Origin of the sequence: Cellulosimicrobium sp. XJ-DQ-B-000 (assembly GCF_031119065.1) — a bacterium.
GTDB lineage: Bacteria > Actinomycetota > Actinomycetes > Actinomycetales > Cellulomonadaceae > Cellulosimicrobium > Cellulosimicrobium funkei.
In genome coordinates, this window is record NZ_JAVHYN010000005.1 from 165,729 (window position 1) to 189,048 (window position 23,320).

20 protein-coding genes and 1 tRNA gene are annotated in these 23,320 nt (G+C 75.6%); 9 read left to right on the forward strand and 12 right to left on the reverse strand.

Annotated elements, in window-relative coordinates; all coding sequences use genetic code 11:
* Positions 1 to 7 precede the first annotated feature (7 nt).
* The 3 genes from RDI86_RS10115 to RDI86_RS10125 all read right to left on the reverse strand — a co-directional run bounded on the left by RDI86_RS10115 (position 8) and on the right by RDI86_RS10125 (position 3,177).
* On the reverse strand, positions 8 to 1,039 hold the full coding sequence (locus RDI86_RS10115) for a tRNA (adenine-N1)-methyltransferase (RefSeq protein ID WP_228485415.1): 1,032 nt from the start codon (positions 1,037 to 1,039) through the stop codon (positions 8 to 10).
* Between the two features lie 206 nt (positions 1,040 to 1,245).
* Entirely contained in the window at positions 1,246 to 2,424 is a 1,179-nt protein-coding gene (locus tag RDI86_RS10120) for a site-2 protease family protein (protein ID WP_241005764.1), read from the reverse strand.
* A 72-nt stretch (positions 2,425 to 2,496) separates the two neighbouring features.
* Positions 2,497 to 3,177 carry an HAD family phosphatase gene (locus RDI86_RS10125; RefSeq protein ID WP_277351133.1) on the reverse strand — a complete coding sequence of 227 codons (681 nt, stop codon included), beginning with the start codon at positions 3,175 to 3,177 and terminating at the stop codon, positions 2,497 to 2,499.
* Between the two features lie 283 nt (positions 3,178 to 3,460).
* Between RDI86_RS10125 and RDI86_RS10130 the strand changes: the two genes are divergently transcribed.
* Both RDI86_RS10130 and RDI86_RS10135 read left to right on the forward strand, forming a co-directional pair.
* Positions 3,461 to 5,383 (forward strand): alpha/beta hydrolase domain-containing protein, encoded by a 1,923-nt coding sequence (locus RDI86_RS10130; RefSeq protein ID WP_308821316.1) that lies wholly within the window; start codon positions 3,461 to 3,463, stop codon positions 5,381 to 5,383.
* Positions 5,384 to 5,446: 63 nt separating this feature from the next.
* A complete protein-coding gene (locus RDI86_RS10135; protein ID WP_021482086.1) occupies positions 5,447 to 6,313 on the forward strand; it encodes a PAC2 family protein in 867 nt (288 codons plus the stop codon).
* Between the two features lie 46 nt (positions 6,314 to 6,359).
* On the opposite strand, the gene mshC is transcribed toward RDI86_RS10135, so the two are convergent.
* Positions 6,360 to 7,634 carry a cysteine--1-D-myo-inosityl 2-amino-2-deoxy-alpha-D-glucopyranoside ligase gene (mshC, locus tag RDI86_RS10140; RefSeq protein ID WP_085387864.1) on the reverse strand — a complete coding sequence of 425 codons (1,275 nt, stop codon included), beginning with the start codon at positions 7,632 to 7,634 and terminating at the stop codon, positions 6,360 to 6,362.
* A gap of 119 nt (positions 7,635 to 7,753) precedes the next feature.
* Here mshC and RDI86_RS10145 point away from each other — a divergent pair, with 119 nt between their 5' ends.
* A complete protein-coding gene (locus tag RDI86_RS10145; RefSeq protein WP_061267731.1) occupies positions 7,754 to 8,818 on the forward strand; it encodes a CorA family divalent cation transporter in 1,065 nt (354 codons plus the stop codon).
* Positions 8,819 to 8,834: 16 nt separating this feature from the next.
* Here the strand turns inward: RDI86_RS10145 and RDI86_RS10150 are convergent, their stop codons facing one another.
* Positions 8,835 to 9,710, reverse strand: a complete 876-nt coding sequence (locus tag RDI86_RS10150; RefSeq protein ID WP_061267730.1) for an undecaprenyl-diphosphate phosphatase — start codon at positions 9,708 to 9,710, stop codon at positions 8,835 to 8,837.
* 141 nt (positions 9,711 to 9,851) lie between these two features.
* Between RDI86_RS10150 and RDI86_RS10155 the strand changes: the two genes are divergently transcribed.
* Complete coding sequence (locus RDI86_RS10155; RefSeq protein ID WP_034651393.1) at positions 9,852 to 10,820, forward strand: aldo/keto reductase; 969 nt, start codon at positions 9,852 to 9,854, stop codon at positions 10,818 to 10,820.
* Positions 10,821 to 10,851: 31 nt separating this feature from the next.
* Here RDI86_RS10155 and RDI86_RS10160 read toward each other — a convergent pair whose 3' ends face one another.
* Complete coding sequence (locus RDI86_RS10160; protein ID WP_034651396.1) at positions 10,852 to 11,163, reverse strand: hypothetical protein; 312 nt, start codon at positions 11,161 to 11,163, stop codon at positions 10,852 to 10,854.
* A 101-nt stretch (positions 11,164 to 11,264) separates the two neighbouring features.
* Here RDI86_RS10160 and RDI86_RS10165 point away from each other — a divergent pair, with 101 nt between their 5' ends.
* Entirely contained in the window at positions 11,265 to 11,498 is a 234-nt protein-coding gene (locus RDI86_RS10165; RefSeq protein ID WP_009861400.1) for a DUF5703 family protein, read from the forward strand.
* A gap of 30 nt (positions 11,499 to 11,528) precedes the next feature.
* Positions 11,529 to 12,377, forward strand: coding sequence for a fructosamine kinase family protein (locus tag RDI86_RS10170; protein ID WP_308821317.1), 849 nt, complete (start codon positions 11,529 to 11,531; stop codon positions 12,375 to 12,377).
* 18 nt (positions 12,378 to 12,395) lie between these two features.
* Here RDI86_RS10170 and RDI86_RS10175 read toward each other — a convergent pair whose 3' ends face one another.
* From RDI86_RS10175 to ald, 5 genes are all read right to left on the reverse strand, one after another.
* Positions 12,396 to 13,769: a M20/M25/M40 family metallo-hydrolase gene (locus tag RDI86_RS10175; protein WP_308821318.1), complete on the reverse strand. Its 1,374-nt coding sequence runs from the start codon at positions 13,767 to 13,769 to the stop codon at positions 12,396 to 12,398.
* Positions 13,770 to 13,857: 88 nt separating this feature from the next.
* Positions 13,858 to 15,522: a multicopper oxidase domain-containing protein gene (locus tag RDI86_RS10180; RefSeq protein WP_308821319.1), complete on the reverse strand. Its 1,665-nt coding sequence runs from the start codon at positions 15,520 to 15,522 to the stop codon at positions 13,858 to 13,860.
* Between the two features lie 186 nt (positions 15,523 to 15,708).
* The gene (locus tag RDI86_RS10185; RefSeq protein WP_308821320.1) at positions 15,709 to 17,850 is read right to left on the reverse strand and encodes a M3 family metallopeptidase; all 2,142 of its coding nucleotides are present in this window, start codon (positions 17,848 to 17,850) and stop codon (positions 15,709 to 15,711) included.
* 77 nt (positions 17,851 to 17,927) lie between these two features.
* Entirely contained in the window at positions 17,928 to 18,563 is a 636-nt protein-coding gene (locus RDI86_RS10190; protein WP_144723273.1) for a GNAT family N-acetyltransferase, read from the reverse strand.
* Between the two features lie 100 nt (positions 18,564 to 18,663).
* The gene (ald, locus tag RDI86_RS10195; protein WP_061267724.1) at positions 18,664 to 19,779 is read right to left on the reverse strand and encodes an alanine dehydrogenase; all 1,116 of its coding nucleotides are present in this window, start codon (positions 19,777 to 19,779) and stop codon (positions 18,664 to 18,666) included.
* A 108-nt stretch (positions 19,780 to 19,887) separates the two neighbouring features.
* Here ald and RDI86_RS10200 point away from each other — a divergent pair, with 108 nt between their 5' ends.
* Complete coding sequence (locus RDI86_RS10200; RefSeq protein ID WP_308821321.1) at positions 19,888 to 21,270, forward strand: amino acid permease; 1,383 nt, start codon at positions 19,888 to 19,890, stop codon at positions 21,268 to 21,270.
* A gap of 68 nt (positions 21,271 to 21,338) precedes the next feature.
* A complete protein-coding gene (locus RDI86_RS10205) occupies positions 21,339 to 21,641 on the forward strand; it encodes a DUF1905 domain-containing protein (RefSeq protein WP_076404766.1) in 303 nt (100 codons plus the stop codon).
* A gap of 77 nt (positions 21,642 to 21,718) precedes the next feature.
* Here the strand turns inward: RDI86_RS10205 and RDI86_RS10210 are convergent, their stop codons facing one another.
* Positions 21,719 to 23,014, reverse strand: a complete 1,296-nt coding sequence (locus RDI86_RS10210; RefSeq protein ID WP_251176276.1) for an AI-2E family transporter — start codon at positions 23,012 to 23,014, stop codon at positions 21,719 to 21,721.
* Positions 23,015 to 23,232: 218 nt separating this feature from the next.
* Between RDI86_RS10210 and RDI86_RS10215 the strand changes: the two genes are divergently transcribed.
* Positions 23,233 to 23,320 (forward strand) — tRNA-Leu (locus RDI86_RS10215).

A 23,320-nucleotide genomic window follows, 5' to 3' on the forward strand; every position in this document is an offset into this window, starting at 1 on the left:
CGGACCGTCACGCGCCCGACACGTCGGGCGCCCCGCCGGCCTCGTCCGCGCCCTGCTGCACGCCGTGCTCCGCGCCACGGTCCGTGCTCTGCTCGGCGCCCGGACCGGTCGTCTGCTCGGGGCCCTGGCCGACGTCGCGCCGCACGCGCCGGATCTTCTTCTCGGAGACCGGGCGCTCGCCCAGCTCCTCGGGCGACCACTGCTCCGCGTCGGTCGGGTACGCGCCCTTGGCCGGGCGGCGCTTGCGCTCGGGCGGCGCGACGCCGTCCGCGAGGCGCCGTGCGGTGAGCAGGAACCCGGTGTGCCCGATCATGCGGTGCTGCGGCCGCACCGCAAGACCCTCGAGGTGCCAGCCGCGCACCATCGACTCCCACGCGACGGGCTCCGCGTAGCGGCCGTCGGCCCGCAGGTCCTCCGCGAGGCGCGAGAGCTGGGTCGTCGTGGCGACGTAGCACACGAGGACGCCGCCGGGCACGAGCGCGCGCGCGACGACGTCGAGGTTCTCCCAGGGCGCGAGCATGTCGAGCACGACGCGGTCGACCGTGCCGTCCTCGGCGACGGTCGGGAGCACGTCGGCGAGGTCGCCCACGGACAGCGTCCAGGCCGGGTGCTCGCCGCCGAAGAACGTCTCGACGTTGCCGCGCGCGATCGCGGCGAAGTCCTCGCGCCGCTCGATCGAGTGCAGCTCGCCCGCGTCGCCGACGGCGCGCAGCAGCGACATCGTCAGCGCGCCCGACCCGACGCCGGCCTCGACGACGCGCGCGCCCGGGAAGATGTCCGCCATCGCGACGATCTGGCCGGCGTCCTTCGGGTAGACGACCGCCGCGCCGCGGGGCATCGAGAGCACGTAGTCCGCGAGGAGCGGGCGCATCGCGAGGTACTCGATCTCGGCGGTGTTGCGCACGACGCTGCCCTCGGGGCGGCCGATGAGGTCGTCGTGCCGCAGGTAGCCCTTGTGCGTGTGGAACGTCGCGCCCGGCGCGAGCGTGATGGTGTGCAGGCGACCGCGCGGGTCCGTGAGCTGGACCTTGTCCCCCACGCGGAGCGGACCGCGGCGCTCGTCCGCGCCCGTCGCGCCGGGGCGGTCGGACGCGCCGTGCGCGGGGGCGGCTGCGCCGTCCCCACCGGGCTGCGGGGTCGGGTGGCCGGGCGTGGTGGCGGGCTCGGAGGTCACGGGCGACCATCCTACGGGCCGCCCGCCCCGCACCCGACGCCGGTCGGTCGCGCGCGCGGACGACGCGCCGGTCACCGTCCGCGTCGGGCGTCCCGCAGCGCCGCGACGACCCGGGCGACCTCGAGCGCGCCGACGACGCGGCCGCCGTCGGTCACGACGACGACCGCCGCGTCCCGCCCGACGCGCGAGAGCTCGGCGAGCATGTCCTGCCCCGCACCGTGGGCGTCGATCGTCGCGGCCCCGGGCAGGGGCACGGCGACGGCGCCGACCGGGGTCGTCTCCGCGGCGTCGGGCGGCACGGCCGCAGCGGCGGCGGGATCCACGTACCCGAGGGGCCGGCCCGCGCCGTCCACCAGGACGGCCACCACGTGCGGACCGCCCGCGAGCGCCACCGAGCGCCCGACCGCGCCGACCGTCGCCGTGGACGGCACGGCGACCGCGGGGCGCGCGAGGCTGCGGACGGTGAGCCCGGACACCGCCTCGCGGGTGCGCCCGACGGTGATGGCCTGCCCCGCGCCGCTCCACAGGAACGCCCCGATGAGCGCCGCCCAGGCGACGGTCCACAGGTCCGGCCGTCCGCCGTAGGTCAGCGGCCACACGAGCGCCCACGCGACGACCCCGACGGCGACCGCGCGCCCGACCCATCCCGCTGCGACCGTGCCCTTCGTCCGCGACCCGGTCGCGGCCCACACGGCGGACTCGAGGATCTGGCCGCCGTCGAGCGGGAGGCCGGGCAGGAGGTTGAAGAAGCCGACGAACGCGTTGGAGAACGCGGCCGCGTACAGCAAGAGGGCGGGCACGGAGAAGGTCGGCTGCGCCTGGAACGTCACCCAGAACACGACCGCGAGCGCCAGGTTGGTCAGCGGTCCGACGACCGAGATGAGGAAGCCGTCGAGCGGGCGCGCCGACGTCCCGGAGTACGCCGTGTGGCCGCCCCAGAGCGTCACCGCGAGCTCGGTCACGTGCTGGCCCCGGGCGCGCGCGACGAGCGCGTGGGCGACCTCGTGCAGGAAGACGGACGCGAAGAGCAGCAGCACGAACGCGAAGGACACGAGGTAGATCTCGGGGCCGAGGTGCGGGGCGAGCCGCTGCACCGTCGGCGCGAAGAGGACCGTGAGGATCGCCGCGGCGAGGAACCACGACGGCGTGAGGATCACCGGTGCGCCGACGACGCGGCCGATCACCCAGCCCTTCGTGCGCGGGCCTGCCGGTGCGGGCGTGCGGGGTGCTCGAGGTTCGGGTCCGTCCACCCTGAGAGCCTATGCGCTCGGCAGGTCCGTCCCCGACGGCCCGCGCACCGTCGGGCAGGCCGTCCGGGCGCCTCAGGCGGCGTCGTCCTCCATGAGGTCGACGACGTCGCCCGCGACGAGACGCGACAGGAGCGCGACGTCGACGAGCTCGAGCGACGGCGTCCGGCTCAGGCCCGGCGCCGGGAGCACCGGGACCACGGCCTCGACGCCCAGCGTCGCGGCCCCTGCGGCGCGGGCCGAGGCGATCCCTGCCGGCGAGTCCTCGATCGCGACGCAACGCGTGACGTCGACGCCCAGGCGCTGCGCGGCGAGGAGGTAGGGCTCCGGGTCGGGCTTGCCGCGCTCGACCTCGTCGCCGCAGACCAGCACCTGGAACGCGTCCGGCGGCGCCATCTCGGCGACGGGCCGGGCGAGCTCGCGGTAGGACATCGTGACGAGCGCGCAGGGCACGCCCGCCTCGCCCAGCGCCGTGAGGAGCTCGCGCGCGCCGGGCTGCCACGGCACCTCGACCCGCACCTGCTCGATCACGCGCCCGATGAGGAACGCCACGATCTCGTCCACCGGCAGGTCGACGCCGCCGCGCTCGCGCAGGATGCGCGCCGACTCGCGCAGCGGGTTCCCGACGAGCGACATCGCGTCCTCGTGCGTCCACGTGCCGCCGTGCGCGGCGACGAGCTCGTGCTCCGCCGCGATCCAGTAGGGCTCGGTGTCGACGAGCGTCCCGTCCATGTCCCACAGGACTGCCTCGGGCAACGTCGGGGCGTCGGGACGCTCGGCAGAGCGCTGACCTGCGGACGTGCTGTCAGGGCGAAAAGGCAAAGCGGTCTCCATCAACGGTCGTACGACGAACCCCTGCACCCTCGACCCTAACCGGGCGGCTCCGCCGCGGGCGCGCCGCCGTTCCTGGGCGTGCGGTCGCGCGCGACGGCTTCTGGCGACGCCGCTCCTGAACTCGCGCGCCGGTCGACAGAAGCGTGCGGCTTCCCTAGGCTGCTGAGCGCCCGCCACCGCCGTCGGGCCCGACGAAGGAGTCGCCATGTCCGCACCCCCCGTCCGCCGCCCGCTCGTGCTCGCCCTCGCCGGGGTGCTCGTGCTCGCCGGGACCGCGCTCCCCGCGAGCGCCGCCGTCCCCGACCCCGTGGTGACCGGCCCGGTGCCCGCGACGACGGCGCCCGGCGATCCCGCCCATGGATATCCCTTCCTCGCGACCGACTACGACCTGGCCGCGCGCGGCTACGTCGAGGAGGAGTTCTTCGTCGAGGGCGAGGCGACCCGCTACCAGGCGGACGGCGTGACGGACGCGACGGTCCTCAGCACCGGGCACGCGTTCCGGACCCGCGTCGTGGTGCGCCGGCCCGTCGACCCCGCGACGTTCAACGGCACGGTGATCGCCGAGTGGTACAACGTCTCGAACCAGTGGGACCAGGAGGTCGACTGGTTCCAGACGCACGAGCACCTGGTGCGCGAGGGCTACGCGTGGGTCGGGGTGTCGGCGCAGCGGGCGGGCGTGCACTCGCCCACCGGCCTACGGGCCTGGAGCCCCGAGCGCTACGGCACGCTCGACCTCACCGACGGCGGCACCGTGACCGACGACACCCTCTCGTGGGACGTCTTCAGCCAGGCCGTGGCCGCGGTGCGCGACCCCGCGGGCACGGCGCCGCTCGGTCCGCTCGAGGCGGAGCGCGTCGTCGCGACCGGGCACTCGCAGTCGGCGGGGCGGCTGTGGTCGTACGTGAACTCGGTCGACCCGCTCGCGGGGGTCGTCGACGCCGTCGTGCTGCACGGCGGGGGCGGCCTGCTGCGCGACGACCTCGAGACGCCGGTGTTCAAGATCAACAGCGAGACCGACGTCGCGATCGACCTCCTCGGGGCGGCGCAGCGCCAGCCCGACACCGACCTGCGGCGCACGTGGGAGGTCGCGGGCGCGTCGCACGGCGACTGGAAGCTCATCACCGACTACGGGCGGCTGCGGATCCGCGACGTCGGCTCCGCGCCCGGCGGCTACCCCGGGACGCCGCAGACGTGCGAGGAGCCGTCCGGCTCCCGGGTACCTCAGCACCTCGTCCAGGCGTCGGTGTACGACCACGTGGCCGCGTGGGTCGCGGACGGGACGGCCCCACCGTCGGCGGCGCCCATCACGCTGACCGACCAGGCGCCGCGCCAGGTGGTGCGCGACGAGCGCGGCCTGGGCCTGGGCGGCGTCCGGCTCGCGCAGCAGGACGTCCCGACGCGGATCAACTCCGGCGCCAACGCCGGGCCCGGGTTCTGCTTCCTCGACGGCGGCTCGCGCCCGGTCGACGACGCCACGCTCGCGGCCTGGTACCCGGACGCCGAGGACTACCGCGACGCCGTCGTCGCGTCGACCCGTGCCGCGGTGGAGGCGGGCTTCGTGGGAGCCGACGTCGCGGCCGACCCCTCCTGGTACACCGACGTCGTCGACCTCGTCGACGAGCGCGTCGCCGCGGGCACGGTCGAGCCGGAGGCCGGGGCGCGGGTCCAGGACCGGATGCGGCGCGCGCTCGAGGCCGCGGACCGGCGTGACTGGGACGTGGCGCAGACCCTGGTCCAGGAGGCGCTCGCTCTCGGCTCCACGGCGATCGAGGACGCCGGCGCGTCGGCGAGCGTCGTGCGGTCGACCACCGCCGTGCTCGGCGTCCTCGCGCTGTCCGCCGCCCTCGACGGCCCCGACGTCTCCGCGACCGCCGTCCCCCGGTGCCTGGCCGGGCGGGCGTACGTCGCGGTCCGCGCGACGAACGACGGCGCGGTGCCCGCGGACGTCACACTGAGCACGCCGTTCGGTGAGCGCACCGTGGCGGGCGTCGCGCCCGGCGCGTCCGCGTACCAGTCGTTCTCGGCGCGCTCGGCCACGCTCGACGCGGGCAGCGCGCTGGTGACGGCCACGGGAGACGGGCGGTCGTCGTCGGACGACGTCGCCTACCCGGCGCTCGACTGCGGCTGAGGCGGCTACGCCGGGCGCGAACCCGCCCCGACGCCGTCGGGCCCGGCCGCATAGGCTGGGGTGATGACCGAGAACGCGACCGAGGGCACCCGCCAGACCGTGATGATCGCGGCGTTCGAGGGCTGGAACGACGCCGGGAGCGCCGCCACGGCCGCCCTCCAGCACCTGCACGAGGTGTGGGGCGCCGAGGACGTCGACGAGCTGGACCCGGAGGAGTACCACGACTTCCAGGTGAACCGCCCGGTCGTCACGACCGACGACGACGGCCGCCGCGAGATCACGTGGCCCACGACGACGATCGCGTCGGCGGTCCTGTCGCCGACGGGTCGCCGCGTGGTGCTCGTGCACGGCATCGAGCCGTCCATGCGCTGGCGCCGGTACTGCCGCGAGCTGCTCGACGTCGCGGAGGAGCACGGCGTGCGCACGGTCGTCACGCTCGGCGCGCTGCTCGCGGACGTGCCGCACACGCGGCCGATCCCCATGACGGCGACGTCGGAGAGCGTGGGCCTGCAGGCCGTGCTCGACGTCGAGCCGAGCACGTACGAGGGTCCGACGGGCATCGTCGGCGTCCTCCAGCACGCCGCGGCGGAGCGCGGGATGCAGTCGGTGTCGCTCTGGGCGGCCGTGCCGCACTACGTGGCGCACCCGCCGTCGCCCAAGGCGACGCTCGCGATCCTCGCGCGCATCGAGGAGCTGCTGTCCGAGCCGATCCCGCTGGGCGACCTGCCGGAGGACGCCGAGGCGTGGCAGCACGGCGTCGACGAGCTCGCCGCGGAGGACGCGGAGATCGCGGAGTACGTCCAGCAGCTCGAGGAGGCGAAGGACACGGCCGAGCTCCCCGAGGCGAGCGGCGAGGCCATCGCGCGCGAGTTCGAGCGCTACCTGCGCCGCCGCGACCGCGGCAACCCGGGCAAGGGCCCGACCGTCTGACGCACGGCCCGCCTCGCGGGCGGCGGTGTCAGCGCGGGGCGGCTCGTCAGAGCCGGACGCCCAGCAGGGCGTTCACCGCGCGCGCGACGACGCCCGGGGCGCCCTCCTCGTCGCGAGAGGTGTCACGACCGGGGCGCAGCGACTCCGCGGCCCAGGCGTCCACGGCGGCGAGCGCCGTCGGGGCGTCGAGGTCGTCGGCGAGCGCGGCGCGCACGGCCGCGAGCGTCGCGGTCGCGTCCGGGCCACCGTTGCCGGACACGGCGTCGCGCCACGTCTCGAGACGTCGCACGCCCGCGGGCAGGTCGTCGTCGGTCCACTCCCACTCGCCGCGGTAGTGGTGCGCGAGCAGCGCGAGGCGGATCGCCATCGGGTCGACGCCCGTGGCCCGCAGGTTCGACACGAGCACGAGGTTGCCGCGCGACTTGCTCATCTTCTCGCCCTCGTACGCGACGAGTCCGGCGTGCACGTGCGCGCGGGGCGCACCGCCGCCCGCGAGCATGCGGTCGTGCGACGACGACATCTCGTGGTGCGGGAACAGCAGGTCCGCTCCCCCGCCCTGCACGTCGAACGGCAGGCCGAGCCCGTCGCGCGAGATGACCGCGCACTCCACGTGCCAGCCGGGGCGGCCGGTGCCGAGCGCGCCGCCGTCCCACGCGGGCTCCCCCGGGCGCTCGCGGCGCCACAGCAGCGGGTCGAGCGCGTCCTTCTTGCCCTCGCGGTCGGGGTCGCCGCCGCGCTCGGCGAAGAGGTGCTCCATGACGTCGCGCGCGAGCCGTGAGACCGAGCCGAACGCGCGGTCGGCCGAGAGGTCGGCGTAGACGTCGCCCAGGCCGGGGTCGGTACCGCCCGCACCGGGCTCGACCGGGACACGGTACGCGAGGCCCGCGTCGAGGAGCTGGGTCACCGCGTCCACGACGGCGGGGATCGTCTCCACCGCGCCCTCGTAGACGTCGGGCGGGACGACGCCGAGCGCCGTCATGTCCTCGGCGAACAGCGCGGTCTGCTCGACGGCGAGCGCGCGCCAGTCGACGCCGGTCGCGGCGGCACGCTCCAGCAGCGGGTCGTCGACGTCGGTGACGTTCGACGCGTAGCGCACGCGGTGCCCGGCGTCCGTCCACGCGCGCACGAGCAGGTCGAACGCGACGTAGGTGGCCGCGTGGCCGATGTGCGTCGCGTCGTAGGGCGTGATGCCGCACACGTACAGGGTGGCGTCCTCGCCCGCGGCGGCGACGACGAGCTCACGGGTCGACGAGTCGTGCACCCGGACCGGGAGGCCTCGTCCGGGGAGCTCGGGGATCTGCGGGGCGGGCCAGCTGTGCACGCGTCAACCTTAGCCGCCGGGGCGCCGCCGTCGGACCGCCGTCCGGCACGCGGGCGAGGCGCGGCGCCGCGCCCGACGGCGACCGGGCAGGTCCGTGCGGGGCGCGGGACAATGCGGACGTGACGAACCCCACCGAGCCGCGGACGGGCACCCCGCCCGACGGCGCGCCCGCCCCCGCGCCCCGACGACCGACCGTGCGCGCCGTCGCGGCGTGGACGGTCGAGCCCGGCGCCGACGGCGTGCACCCGGCCGATCCCGGCACCCTGGACACGCCTGGCGACCGGCACGCCGCCCGCGCCACGGTGACCTGGGCGCGTCTGGAGGACCTCGACGCCGTGCTCGACGCCGCGGCCCAGGTCACGACCGGGGTGGGCCCGACGCGGCAGGACCTCGCGCGGCACAACCGCCACCCCTTGGCGCACGTGCGCCGCGTCGCGGCGGACTGGCTCCTCCTGGTGACCCCGACGGCATGGTTCACCGAGTCGGACCGCCAGGTGCACACGGGCCAGTTCGCCGCGCTGCTCGGCCCGGGCCTCGTCCTCACCGCCGAGGAGGGCGACGCGGACGTGCACGCGATCATGCTCGACAAGGTCGCCGCGCCCGGCGACCCCCACGGCTCGCCCGTCCAGCGGATCGTCTCCGCCGCGGTCCTCGCCATCGTCGGCGGCGCCTCGCAGGTCGAGCTGGGCCTGGGCGACGCCGTCGCCGACACCGAGCGCGTGGTGTTCGACCAGCAGCGCGAGGACCCGGTCGAGCGCATCTACGACCTCAAGCGCGAGATCACCGAGGCGCGGCGCGCCCTGATGCCCGTCACGGCGGAGCTGCCCGAGCTGCTCGACCCGGACGTCCCCGACCACCTCGGGGTGAACCGGCGCATGCTCGAGCGCGTCGTGACGACGGTCGAACGGATCGACCGACACCTCGACGCGCACGACGACCTGCTCTCGGACATGCTCCAGGTCCACATGACCCAGGTCTCGGTGCGGCAGAACGAGGACATGCGCAAGATCTCGGCGTGGGCGGCGATCCTCGTGTACCCGACGATCGTCGCGGGCGTGTACGGGATGAACTTCCGCAACATGCCGGAGCTGCACTGGGCGTTCGGCTACCCCTTCGCGCTCGCCCTCATGGCGGGCGGCTGCGTCGTGCTCTACCGCGTCTTCAAGCGCGTCGGCTGGCTCTGACCGCGGCCCGAGAGGGTCACGGCGTCGAGACGGCCGTCCCGCCCGGCTCCAGCACGCCCACGAGCAGGAGCAGCACGACGAGCGCCGCGAGCACGAGGCGGTAGACCACGAACGGCGTGTAGCTGAAGGTCGAGACGATCTTGAGGAACGCGATGATGACGAAGTACCCGACGACGAACGCGACGAGCGTAGCGATGAGGGTCGCCCCGGCGCCGGGGGCCCCGGGGGCCGGCTCGTCCGCGGACTTGAAGAGCTGGTAGAAGCCCGAGCCCATGACGGCCGGGATCGCGAGGAGGAACGAGTAGCGCGCCGCCGCCTCGCGCGTGAAGCCCATGAGCAGGCCGGCGGTGATCGTGCCGCCCGAGCGCGAGACGCCGGGGACGAGCGCGAGCGCCTGCGCGAAGCCGAACGCGACCGCCTGCCCGGCCGAGAGCTCGCGCAGCGTGCGCCGCTTGGCGCCGATGCGGTCGGCCCAGCCGAGCAGGAGCGCGAAGACCGCGAGCATGAGCGCCGTCAGGTAGAGGTTCCGGAACGTGTTCTCGATCGCGTCCTGGAACAGCAGGCCGAGCAGCACGATGGGCACCGAGCCGAGCGCGATGTACCAGGCCATCGCGGCGTCGTGGTCGTGCCGGCCGAGCCGCGCCCGCCAGTCCGTGCCGTGGTCGCCGCGCACCGAGCGCCACCACGCGGAGCAGATGCGCGCGATGTCCCGCCGGAAGTACAGCAGCACCGCCGTCTCGGTCCCGATCTGCGTGATCGCCGTGAAGGCGGCACCCGGGTCCTGCGACCCGATCAGCTCGCCGACGATGCGCAGGTGGGCGCTCGACGAGATCGGGAGGAACTCGGTCAGGCCCTGGACGAGGCCGAGGAGGACGGCTTCCCACGCGTTCACGAGCGGTCACGATACCCGCTCGGGGCGCGGCAGCCGCGCACGTGCAGACCCGCGACCGAGCGGGTGAACCTGGGCCGACCAGGTCCCCGACCGCGCGCCCCGACGGTCGCCCGCGGGCGCCCGCCGGTACCCTCGGCAACCATGGAGAACCGCCACCTCGGCAGCACCGGCCTGCGCGTGTCCGAGCTCGGGCTCGGCACCATGACGTGGGCCCGGGACACGGACGAGCTCGACGCGGCCGAGCAGCTGCGGGACTTCGTGGACGCCGGCGGCACCCTCGTGGACACGGCCGCCTCCTACGCCGACGGCGACGCCGAGTCGCTCCTCGGGTCGCTGCTCGGGGCGAAGGTCGACCGGCGCGACGTCCTGCTGTGCACCAAGGCGGGGGTGCGCCACACGCCGTCGGGCCCCGTGGTCGACGCGTCCCGCGGCGCGCTCCTCGACTCGCTCGACGACTCGCTCGCGCGCCTGGGCACCGACCACGTCGACCTGTTCCTCGTGCACGCGCCCGACCCGCGCACGCCGTTCACCGAGACGCTGTCGGCGCTGCGCCACGCGGTGACCTCCGGGCGCGCGCGCTACGTCGGGCTGTCCAACCACCCGGGATGGGCGACGGCGCGGGCCGCGACCCTCCTCGGCGGGACCGACGACGTCGGCCTCGCCGCCGTCCAGCTCGAGTACTCGCTGCTCCAGCGCGGCGCCGAGCGCGAGGTCGTCCCGGCCGCCGAGTCGCTGGGCCTGGGCCTGCTCGCGTGGTCCCCGCTCGGGCGCGGCGTCCTCACCGGCAAGTACCGGCGCTCGCTCCCCGCCGACTCGCGCGGCGCGTCCCCGCACCTCGCCGCGTTCGTCGAGCCGTACCTCGACCACGCGTCGTCGGGGATCGTCGAGGCCGTCGTCACCGCCGCTGAGGGCCTGGGCCGCGCGCCGCTCGACGTCGCGCTGTCCTGGCTCCTGGGGCGCCCCGCCGTCGCGAGCGCGGTCGTCGGTGCGCGCACCCCGGCGCAGCTGCGCACGTCGCTCGCCGCGACCGACCTCGTGCTGCCCGACGCCGTGCGCGCAGCGCTCGACGACGTGAGCGCGCTCGACGTCGGCTACCCCGAGCGGTGGTGACCCCGTCCTTCCCTCGGCGACCTCGGGCGGCTCAGCGCGCGCCGTCGGTCTCGAGCTCGCCGGAGAGGACGTCGTCGTCGAGCGTGTCGTCGAGGTCGTCGTCCTCCTCCGCGTCGTCGTCCTCGTCGTCCTCGTCGTCGTCCTCCTCCGCGAGGTAGAACGGCGTCGCCTCCCCGTGCACCTGTCCCAGCGCCTCGTCGTACACCTCGAAGGCGTCCCCGAGGACGTAGTAGGCGTCGTCGACCGCGGGGTCGTCCTCCCCGCGACGTGCGGCGACGGCGTTGTAGTGGGCTTCGAGCGCGGCGATGAACCGGTCGAGCGCGGCACGCGGGTCAGCGGTCATACCCTGACGGTAGCGCCGAGAGGGGCACAATGGCACTCGTTGGCCGGGTCGGTCCCACCACCCGGCCCGCGACCGAGACAGGCGAGAGAGGACGGTGGCACGTGGAGGAGAGGCCGACGTCACGCCGGAGGTCCGGATGGGCCGCGCACGGCGGGCAGTACGAGTACCGCGTCCTGACGATCGACCGCTCCACGAGCCGGTCGGACGCGAGCAGGCTCCTCACCGACGAGGCGGAGTACGGGCGCTGGGAGCTGGCCCGCACCCGGCTGTACGTCGGGGGCGAGCGCCGGGTCTGGCTGCGGCGCAAGATCATCCGGGTCAGCTCGACGCTGTGAGCACGAGCACGAACCGGTGAGAGCGGCCCGGTGAGCGGCGAGCACGAGGCGGCGCCGGCCGTCTTCACGAAGTCGCGCGCCGCGGCGCCGGCGGGGTTCTTCCGCTGCGAGGCCGCCGGGCTGGCGTGGCTCGACGTCCCGGGCGGGCCGCGCGTCGCCCGCGTGCTCGACGTCGGCCCCGACCACCTCGACCTGGAGCGCGTGCCGACGACCGCGCCGACCCGCGAGGCGGCCCGGGCGTTCGGGCGGGCGCTCGCCGTCGTGCACGACACCGGGGCGCCGGCCTGGGGTGCTGCCCCGCCGGGGTGGTCCGGTGAGGCGTTCTTCGGCCCGCTCGACGACCCGCTGCCGCTGCCGACGGGCGCGTGGTCGGACTGGCCGACCTTCTACGCCGAGGCGCGCCTCCTGCCGGTCGCGCGGCAGGGCCGCGACCGGGGTGCGCTCGACGCCGAGGACGCGCGGCTCCTCGACCGCCTCGCCGCGCGCCTGACCGACCTCGCCCGCCCCGCGCTCGACGACGCGCCGGCGCGCGTGCACGGCGACCTCTGGTCGGGCAACGTGCTGTGGGCGCCAGGCCGGGGCGGCGGCCCGGACGACCGCACGGGCGGCTCGGCGGGCGCGGTCGAGGCCGTGCTCATCGACCCGGCCGCGCACGGCGGGCACCGCGAGGCCGACCTCGCGATGCTCGCGCTGTTCGGCGCGCCGTTCCTCGACGAGATCTTCGCCGCGTACGACGCCGCGCACCCGCTCGCGCGCGGGTGGCGCCACCGCGTCGCGCTGCACCAGGTGTACCCGGTCGCGGTGCACGCGGTGCTGTTCGGCGGGGGGTACCGCGCGCAGCTGCGCTCCTGCGTCCGAGCGCTGCTCGGCGAGACCTGACCGCGCGACGCCCTCCGGTCAGCAGGTGCGCAGGAGCCGGTCCAGGACGCGCACGCCGAACCGCAGCGAGTCGACGGGCACGCGCTCGTCGACGCCGTGGAACATGCCGGAGAAGTCGAGGTCGGCGGGCAGGCGCAGCGGCGCGAAGCCGTAGCCCGTGATCCCGAGCCGGGCGAGCGACTTGTTGTCCGTGCCGCCCGACAGCGTGTACGGCAGCACCGTCGCCTCCGGGTCCTCCGCGAGCAGCGAGTCCACCATCGCGTCCACCAGGTCGCCCTCGAACGGCACCTCGAGCGCGATGTCGCGGTGGATCTCCTCGACCCGCACGTGCTCGCCCGCGAGCGCGCGGAGCGTCGCGAACCCGTCCTCCTCGTGGCCCGGCAGGAGGCGCGCGTCGATCGCCGCCTCGGCGCGGCCGGGGATGACGTTCGCCTTGTAGCCCGCGGCGAGCTGCGTCGGGTTCGACGTGTGCCGCACCGTGGCGCCGACGAACCGCGACGCCGGGCCCAGCGCGGCCACGAGGGCCTCGATCGACCGGGAGTCCTCGGGGTCGTACCGCAGGCCCGTGAGGTCCGCCACGCCGCGCAGCAGCTTGTCGACCGTCGGCGTGAGCGTGTTCGGCCAGTGGTGCGTCCCGATGCGCGCGACCGCCTCGGCGAGCCGCGTCACCGCGTTGTCGTCGTTCACCTGCGACCCGTGCCCGGCGCGGCCCTCCGCGACGAGGCGCAGCCAGGCGATGCCCTTCTCCGCCGTCTGGAGCAGGTAGGCCCGCCGCCCCCCGACCTCGACCGAGAACCCGCCGACCTCGCTGATCGCCTCGGTCGCGCCCTCGAACAGCTCGGGCCGGTGGTCGACGGCGTAGCGCGCCCCGTAGGCACCGCCCGCCTCCTCGTCCGCGAAGAACGCGACGACGACGTCGCGCGCGGGCTTGCGGCCCTCGCGCACCATCTGGCGCACGACCGCGAGGATCATCGCGTCCATGTCCTTCATGTCGACGGCGCCGCGCCCCCACAGCAGTCCGTCGATCTCCTCTCCCGCGAACGGGTCCACCGACCAGTCCTCCGCCTGCGCGGGGACGACGTCGAGGTGACCGTGGAGCACGAGCGCCGGTCGCGTCGGGTCCGCGCCCTCGAGCCGCACGACGACGCTCGCCCGGCCGGGCTCCGACTCGAACAGCTCCGGCTCGAGCCCGACCTCGTGCAGCAGCCCCATGACGTACTCCGCGGCGGCCCGCTCCCCCGGGCCCGACCCGTCGCCGAAGTTCGACGTGTCGATGCGCAGCAGCTCGCGGCAGATCCGCACGACCTCGTCCTCGGCGCGCGGCACCGCGCCGAGGGTCGCGTCGGTCGCCGCGAGGGCGCTGGCCAGGGAGTCCGGGTGCGGAGCGGTCATGAGCGACACGCTACCCGTCGCCGCAGGACGCGCCGACCGCCGGGCCCGACCGCCCATATCCCGGACGCGCCGTCGTCCGGCGGGCGGCTCAGTGACCGCCGTGCGGGCCCCGAGCGAGGCTGCGGGGGCCCGTGCCGCCGAGGGGCGCGGCGTCGTGACCGGGGTGCGGGGAGCCGTCGGGCGCGTCGAGGCGCGACGGCGCCTGCTCGCCCGGGGCGACGAGGACGAGCTGGCCCATCATGCCGCGGTCCTCGTGCGTGAGCAGGTGGCAGTGGAACATGTACGGGGTCGTCGGGTCGGTCGTGCCCTCGGCGGCGTCGAACCGCACGAGGAGTCGCGTCACGCGCCCCGGCTGGACGTAGACCGTGTCCTGCCAGCCGGCGAGGTCGGGGCCGGGCGGCTCGCCGGCGACGTCGAGCACGCGGAACCGGACGTCGTGCACGTGGAAGTTGTGCGGGGTGTCGTCGAGGCCCGTGACCTCCCAGACCTCGGTCTCGCCGACGGTGACGACCTCGTCGACCCGGTTCATGTCCATGGACCGGCCGTTGATCGCGCTCCCGGAGAGCTCGAAGCGCCGGGTGCGGACGGCGTCGGACTCGTCGAGCGCGTCGGCCGGGTCGGTCGCTCCGAGGACGGCCGGGACGTCCGGGCTGGGCGCGAGCGTCGCGGCCGCGCGCAGCTCGAGGAGGTCGAACGTGTCGTCCCCGCCGGAGAAGCGCTCGAACACGGGGTTGACGCCGAGGTCGGGCGGGAAGCTGCGCAGCACCTCGCGCTGCCCGGGCGTCAGAGTCACGACGACCTCGGCGCGGTCGCCGGGCGAGAGCCGGACCCGCTCGACGGTCTGCGGCGCGGCGAGCAGGCCGCCGTCGGTCCCGACGAGCCGGAACGCGCCCCCGTCGGCGAGCCCGACGTCGTAGACGCGCGAGTCGGAGCCGTTGAGCAGGCGGAGCCGGACGCGCTCGGTCGTGACGTCGAGGTAGGGGCCCGGCGTGCCGTTGACGAGGACCGTGTCGCCGAGCGTGCCGACCGGCGACAGGAACGACACCGCGTCGTCGAGCCGGCCGTCGGCGTGGAAGCGCTTGTCCTGGAGGATCACCGGGATGTCGTCGACGCCGTACTCGTGCGGCAGGTCGGCAGCCGGGCCCTCCGAACCGACGGGGTCGTCGAGGAGGAACATCCCCGCGAGGCCGCGGTACACCTGGTCCGCCGTGCGACCGTGCAGGTGCGGGTGGTACCAGAGCGTCGCGGCGGGCTGGTCGACCGTCCACGTGGGCGACCATGTCTTGCCGGGCTCGACCATCTGGTGCGGGCCGCCGTCCATCGCGGGCGGCAGGTGCATGCCGTGCCAGTGGAGCGTCGTCGTCTCGTCGAGCGCGTTCGTCACGTCGACGCGCACCCGCTCGCCCCGCGCGGCCCGCAGCGTGGGCCCGAGGTAGTCCCCGTTCAGGCCGATCGTCGGTGTGGGCGCGGACGCGCCGAGGTCCGCGAGGCCCGCGCGCGCCTCGAGCGCGAAGACGCGCACGCCGTCCTCCACGCGCGACTCCGCGAGGGGCGGGACGGCGAGAGCTCGGGTGAACTCCACGGCGCCGGCCGTGCTCGTCGCGGCGCGCGCCCACGCGACGCCGAGGACGGCGACGACCGTCCCGACGAGCAGGAGCGCGCCCAGGCCGAGCACGAGGACGACCCGCCGCGCACGGTGCGGCGGGCCCGCGGCCGGGACGACGGCGGGCGGGACGGTCGGCGAGGTCGGCATGGCGGCTGCGCTCCAGGGGACGACGGCGGCCTCCGGGACCGGGGCCGGTGGCGGCCCGGGCGAGGGCCACGTCTCGACGCTAGGAGGCCCGCGGGGCGTCGGGCGTCGGCCGGGCGGCGTACGCGCGCCCGGAGCGGACCCTGAGCGCGGGCCGGGGAGGCTCAGGGGCCTCCCCGGGCCGTCGGCTCAGGCGTCGAGGCCGCGGCGCGCGAGGAGCGGCGCGATGTCGGCGTCGCGGCCGCGGAGCTCCCGGAACGACTGCAGCGGGTCCTGCGAGCCGCCGCGCGCGAGCAGCACGCGGCGGAAGCGCTCGCCGTTCTCACGCGACAGGCCGCCGTTCTCGCGGTACCACTCGACCGTGTCGGCGTCGAGGACCTCGGACCAGATGTAGGAGTAGTACCCGGCCGCGTACCCGCCCCCGAACACGTGGTTGTAGTACGTCGTGCGGTAGCGCGGCGGGACGGGCGCGAACGCGACGCCCGCCGCCTCGAGCGCGGCGGCCTCGAACGGTACGACGTCGGCCTCCGACGCGGGGACGCCGTCGGGCCCGACCTGGTGCCAGGCCTGGTCGAGCAGCGCAGCGGCGAGGTACTCGGTCGTGCCGAAGCCCTCGTTGAACTGGCGCGAGGCGAGCATCGTGTCGACCCACTCGGCGGGCATCGGCTCGCCCGTGACGTGGTGCACCGCGTAGGAGCGCAGGACCGTCGGCTCCCACGCCCACATCTCGTTGACCTGCGAGGGGTACTCGACGAAGTCGCGCGGCACCTCGGTGCCGGACTGCGACGGGTAGCGCACGTCGGAGAACAGGCCGTGCAGCGCGTGCCCGAACTCGTGGAAGAGCGTGATGACCTCGTCCCAGACGAGCAGCGTGGGCTGGCCGGCCGGCGGCTTGACGATGTTGAGGTTGTTGACGACGACCGGCTTCTGCCCGAGCAGGTGGTTCTGGTCGACGAGGTTGTTCATCCAGGCGCCGCCGCGCTTGGACTCACGCGTGTACCAGTCGGCGAGGAAGAGACCCAGGCCCTGGCCCGGCTCCCCCGGCGTCTCGGCGTCGAACACCTCGAAGACGCGCACGTCCGGGTGGTACCCGACGAGGTCGTGGCGCTCGGCGAAGGAGATGCCGAACAGGCGGTTCGCGGCCAGGAACACGCCGTCGTGCACGACGCGCTCGAGCTCGAGGTACGGGCGCAGCAGCGCGTCGTCGAGCGCGTAGCGGTCCTTGCGCACGCGCTCGGCGTAGAACGACCAGTCGGACGCGCGCAGCGTCGCGCCCGGCTCGTCGGCCCGCAGCGCCGTCTCGAGGTCGGCCGCCTCGCGGCGCGCGTTCGCGACGGCGGCGGGAGCGAGCCGCCCGAGCATCGCGTTCACGGCCTCGGTCGTCTTGGCGGTCGCGTCCTCCGCGACGTACGCGGCGTGGTGCTCGTAACCGAGCAGGCGCGCGCGCTCGGCGCGCAGGCGCACGGTCTCGAGCACGATCTCGCGCGTGTCGTGGTCGTCGCCGGTCGCACCGCGCGACTCCGACGCCTGCTGCACGCGCTCGCGCACGTCGCGGCGCGCGAGCGAGGCGAGGACTCCCTGCTGGGTGGGGAGCTGCATCTCCAGCAACCACGCGCCCTCGTGCCCCCGCGCGGCGGCGGCCGCCGCCGCGCCCGCGACGGCGTCCTCGGCGAGGCCGTCGAGCTCCGCACTGTCGGTGACGAGCACGCTCGCGGCGTTCGCGCCCGCGAGCAGCTTGCGGCCGAACGCGGCCTCGAGCGTGGTCAGGCGGCCGTTGAGCGCGCGCAGGCGCTCCTGCTGCTCCGTGTCGAGCTCCACGCCCGAGCGGCGGAACCGGACGAGCAGCGTGCGGAGCAGCCACGCGGCGTCGGGCTCGAGGGTCTGCTCGCCGGCGTCCACCGCGTCCTGGAGCGCGCGGGCGCGGGCGTAGAGGCGCGCGTCCATGTAGATCGCGTCGTGGTGCGCGGCGAGCTCGGGCGCGAACTCCTCCTCGATCTGCTCCAGGCCCGGCGTCGCGTCGGCCGAGAGCTGGTTGTAGAACGCGTTGAGCACGCGCGCGAGGTCGCGGCCCGACCGCTCGAGCGCCTCGAGCACGCTCGCGGCGGTGGGCGGCGCGTCGTCGGTCGCGATCGCCTCGATCGCCGCGCGCTGCGCGGCCGTCGCGGCCCGCAGCGCCGGGAGGTAGTGCTCCTCACGGATCGCGTCGTAGTCGGGCAGCTCGTACGGCAGCACCGACGGCGCCGCGAACGGGTTGGCGGGGTCGAGGTCGAGAAGGACCGGCGCGGTGGTGGGCGCGGGCGCGTCGGCGCGCGTCGTGGGCTCGGAGGTCATGGTGCCCATCTTGGCCCGCGGGCGGGCACGACGGAAACGGATACCTCGCCGCCCGGGAGCGCCGTGGCGGTACGGCGTCAGGCCGCGCGGCCCGACGGCGGCGCGTCCGCCGGCCACGGCTCCGCCGGCTCGCGCGGGTCGTCGGGCAGGAGCGTGCCGAGCCACGCGTCACGTCGCTCGCCGCGCTGCAGCGCGAAGCCGCGCACCGTGCCCTCGACCCGGAAGCCGAGGCGCCACGCGGTCCGGCGCGAGGGCCAGTTGCCGACGTACGCCTGCCAGAAGAGCCGCGCGAGACCCGCCCCCTCGGGGTCGAGAGCCCAGTCGACGACGAGGCGGCCCGCAGCCGTCATGAGGCCCCGGCCCCGGGCACCGGGGGCGGTCCAGTAGCCGATCTCGGCCGACCGCCGGCCCTCGGGCGCGTCGTCGAGGCTGAGGCCGATCATGCCGAGGACCGGGCCCACGCCGTCGGGGCCGGGGATGCCCGAGCGGCCCGCGCTCTCGCGCACGCCCCACGTGAGGACGTCCCCGCGCTCCCACCCGGGACCGACGTACTCCTCGACGAACTGCACCGCGTCCGCGCGCGTGTACGGCGACGGCACCACCGTCCATGCGGCGACGTCCGGGTCCTGGCACGCGGCCGTGATCGCGTCGACGTCGTCGAGGGTCGGGTTCGACAGGTGGACGTGGCCGTCGTCGAGGGCGAAGGGGTGCACCCGCCCGAGCCTGGCACGCCGCGCCGCACGGCGTCACCCGGATTCCCGGCCCGTGGACGCGCAGCGACGTCCGCTCTCGACCGTCCCGGACCCGGGTGCGTCACCGGCGCAGGGCGTCCTCCACGGGCGTCCACGGCAGGTCGTGCGCGGCGGCCACCGCCGCGTTGAGGAGCGTGCCGCGGTGGGTGGACGCCCCCGACCGCAGGAGCGGGTCCTCCCGCAGCGCGTCGACCCCGCCGTCCGCGAGCGCCGCGAGGTACGGGAGCGTCGCGCTGGTCAGCGCGAGCGTGCTCGTCACGGGAACCGCGCCGGGCATGTTCGCGACGCAGTAGAACGTGGTGCCGTGGACGGCGAAGGTCGGGTCGTCGTGGGTCGTGGGCCGCGACCCCTCGAAGCACCCGCCCTGGTCCACGGCGACGTCCACGAGCACGGCGCCGGGCCGCATCCGCGCGACGAGGTCGTCGGTGACGAGGCGCGGGGCGCGCGCCCCCGCGACGAGCACGGCGCCGACGACGAGGTCGGCCTCCAGCACCTCGCGCTCGATCGCGTACGCGCTCGACACGACGGTGCGCACGTGCCCGGAGAACTCCCGGTCGACGGCGCGCAGCACGGGCAGCGCGAGGTCGACGACCGTGACCTCGGCGCGCATGCCGACGGCGATCTCGGCGGCGTGGCGCCCCGCGGTGCCGCCCCCGAGCACGACGACCCGGCCGGGTCGCGTCCCGGGCACGCCGCCGAGCAGGACGCCGCGGCCGCCTGCCGGGCGCTGGAGGAGCCACGCGCCGACCTGGGTCGCCATGCGTCCGGCGACCTCGCTCATGGGCGCCAGGAGCGGGAGGGTGCCGTCCGGGGCCCGGGCGGTCTCGTAGGCGACCGCGGTGGTACCGGCGTCGAGCAGGGCGCGCGTGCACGCCGCGTCGGCCGCGAGGTGGAGGTAGGCGAAGAGCAGGAGGTCGTCGCGCAGGAAGCGGTGCTCGCTCGCGACCGGCTCCTTGACCTTGCAGACGAGCTCCGCCTCGCCCCAGACCTCCTCGGCGGTCGGCACGATGCGCGCTCCCGCGCTCTCGAACTCCGCGTCGGGCAGGTGGGAGCCGGTCCCGGCCCCGGACTGGACGAGCACGTCGTGCCCGGCCCGTACGAGGTGGTGCGCGCCGGCGGGGGTGAGCGCGACGCGGTCCTCGTGGTTCTTGACCTCGGTGGGTATCCCGATCCTCATGGTCCAGTGTGGCCGCAGGCTGCCGTCGTGCGCAGGGTGGCAGGATCTTGTGCCTGCGTGTCCTGCCTGCCACTCGTCCGGCCCCGCCGTCGTTGCCAGGGTGGGCGGGTGGACCCGACGACCTCCCGCACAGCCCGGCCCGCCCCGACGGGCGGCCCGGCCTCCCCCTCCGGACGGGATCTGCCCGCCAGCCCGCTCGACCGGTCCCCGACGGGCACGCTGGGCCTCGCGCGCGGCAGCGCGCTCTACGTCGCGAGCGTCCTCGGGACCGGCGTCCTCGCGCTGCCGGGCCTCGCGACGCGCGTCGCCGGGCCCGCGTCCGTGCTCGCCGTCGCGCTCGTCCTCGTGGCGAGCGTGCCGCTCGCGGGGACGTTCGCCGCGCTCGCCGCACGGCACCCCGACCGGGGCGGGGTCGCGAGCGCGGTGCGTGCGGCGCTCGGCCCGACGGCGGCCCGCGCCACCGGGTACTGGTTCTTCCTCGGCGTGTGCGCGGGCGTCCCCGTCGTCGCGGTGCTCGGGGCCGAGTACGTCGTGGCCGTCGTCGGGGCGGACCGCGCCGTCGTCCCGGTCGTGGCGGTCGCGCTCGTCGTCGTGCCGGCGCTCGCCGTCGCCCTCGGCGTGCGCGTGGCGGGCGCCGTCCAGCTCGGCCTGACGACGCTCCTGCTCACGGCCGTCGTCGTGGTCGTCGCCGCGGCGGCGCCGGCGGCGAGCGCCGAGCGCTTCACGCCGTTCCTCAGCGAGGGGTGGTCCGGCGTGGGCTCCGCCGTGAGCCTGTTCGTGTGGGCGTTCGCGGGGTGGGAGGTCGGCACGCACGTCTCGGCCGACTTCCGCGACCCGCGGCGCACGATCCCCGCCGCGACGGGCGTGGCGCTCGTCGTGGTCGGCGTCGCGTACCTGGCGCTCCAGGTCACGACGGTCGGGGTGCTCGGCACGGACGCGGGGACGGGGACGGTCGCGCTCCTCGACCTCGCGCACGTGGGCGCACCCGGGGCGGGTCCGGTGCTCGTGGGCGTCGTCGCCGCGGTCGTCACGTCCGGGGTGCTCACCGCGTATCTTGCCGCGTTCGCGAACCTCGGGCAGGCGCTCGCCCGGGACGGCGACCTCCCGCGACCCCTCGCCGCGCTCGCGGGCCGTGCGGGCGTCCCGCGCCGCGCGCTGGCCGTCACGCTCGCGCTCGCGACGGGCTACCTCGCGGTGCTCGTCGCCACGGGGCTGGACCTCGAGCCGTTCGTCCGCGTCCACACGAGCAGCATGGTGGCCGTCTACGCGCTGGGCATGGTGGCGGCGCTGCGCCTGCTCCCCCGACGCTCTCCCGGCTGGTGGCTCGCCGCGGTCGCGACGGCCCTGACGGCGCTGCTGCTGCTCCTCGCAGGGGCGTCGCTCGTCGCACCGGCGCTGCTCGCCGCGGCCGCGGTCGTGGTGACGCTCGTCCGTCGTGGCGCCGCGCGTGCACGGGCCGACGGCCGGTCGGCCGGGCCCGAGGCCGGCTGACCGGGCCGCGCGGAAATCGCCCGGGCGGCCCGTTCCCCGCGTCCGCGCTCTCCGCTACGGTCGACGCCATGCCCACGTGGACGGACCCCGGCCCGGTGGAGTTCGACGCCGTGGTGGTCGCCGCCGGGACACGGTCGGGAGCGTTCGTCACGCTCCCCGTCGACGTCCTCGACCTGTTCGGGACGCGCGGCCGGGTCCCCGTGCTCGCGGCGGTCGACGACGTCGCGTACCACGCGTCCCTCGTCGCCTACGGCGGCCCGCACCTGCTCGCGGTGCTCCGGTCCGTGCGAGCCGCGACCGGCAAGGACGTCGGGGACACCGTGCACGTCTCGGTCCGGCTCGACGCGGGGGTGTCCGCCGTCCCGCGGTGATCCCGGTCGCCTCCCCGCGACGCGGCACCGCACGGGTCGACGCGCCTCGGCCGCGCGCCGCCCCGGAGGCGCGGCGGTCAGCTCGTCGCGCTCTCCGGGGGCGGCGGCGTGACGCCCGGGCCGACGTCCCCGAGGGCGATCTCCTTCGCCGTCGGCAGCTCGTCCTCCATCGGTGGATCCTTGTGCCGCAGGTGCGAGAACACCGACCACGCGACCGCGACGAGCGGCACCGACACGACCGCGCCGAGGATCCCGGCGAGCAGGGTGCCGGCCGTCACGGCGATCGCGACCACCACCGGGTGGAGCGACACCTGCTTGCCCATGACGAGCGGCTGCAGCACGTGACCCTCGAACTGCCCGATGAGCGCGATGCCGATCGTCACGATCAGCGCGATGAGGAAGCCCTTGGCCGCGAGCGCGACGATCGCGGCGATGATCATCGCGAGCGGGGCGCCGATGATCGGGATGAACGCCCCGATGAACACCAGGACGGCGAGCGGCGCCGCGAGCGGGACGCCGAGGATCGCGAGGAAGATCCCCGCGAGGATGCCGTCGACGAGCGCGATGATCACCGTGCCGCGCGCGTAGCCGGAGAAGGTGTACCAGCCGGCGCCGCCCGCGATCTTCCAGCTGTCGCGCGAGCGCGACGGGAGCTGGTTGAGGAACCACGTCCACATGTCCTTGCCGCGGGCGAGGAAGAAGACCGTGCAGAAGATCGCGAGCGCGATGGCCGCGAACGCCTCGAAGACGGAGCCCGCGCTCGCCGCGGCCTGGCTCGCGATGTCGCCGCCGTGCTCCGTGAGCCACTGGCGCCCGTTGTCGATCCAGCCGTTGACGTCGTCCGCGGTGATCGTGACGGGCAGCGGGCCGTTCTCGAGGAAGTCGAAGATCTGCTCGATGCCCTGGTCGAACTGCTCCGCGAGGCTCTGCCACTGGCCCGCGACCGACGTGATGACGTACGTCAGCAGGCCCGCGAAGAAGAGCAGGGCCGTGAGGATCGCGAGCCCCGTGGCCAGGCCGCGCGGCATGATCCTGCTGTAGAAGTCGGTCACCGGCCGCAGGACGGACGTGATGACGAGCGCGAGGAAGACCGCGACGAACACGAGCTGCACCTGCGCGGTCGCGAAGAAGACGAGCGCGACCGCCGCGACGATCATGAGCAGGCGCCACGACCAGCCGGCCGTCGTGCGCAGCCAGGCGGGCACGGTCTCGTCGTACCCCACCACCGACGGGTTGCGGCGCGCTCCCGCGACCTTGCGCGCGGCGCTCGACGCCCCGGCGAGGTGCTTGACCGACGCCGCCGAGCGGTCGGAGCCGGAGCCCGGCCGTGCTGTCGGTGCCGGGCCTGCCGCGGGTCGCTGCTCGTCCGTCACGCGTGCCTCCGTCGCGTCGTGGCCACCATCCGCCCAGTCTGCCCCAGGTCGTCCCCGCACGCCGGGCGCCGCGCACGGCCCTGGTCGAGCTGGACGACGAGGTCGAGGTCGAGGTCGCGGCCCTGGTCCGGGCCGTGACGGCGATGTGAGAACCACCCCCGAACCGTGCTATGTTTTTCCCCGCACCGGAACGGCGGAAACGCCGGGAAGGTCCACTCGTCCGGGTGGCGGAATGGCAGACGCGCTAGCTTGAGGTGCTAGTGCCCTTTATCGGGCGTGGGGGTTCAAGTCCCCCTCCGGACACCA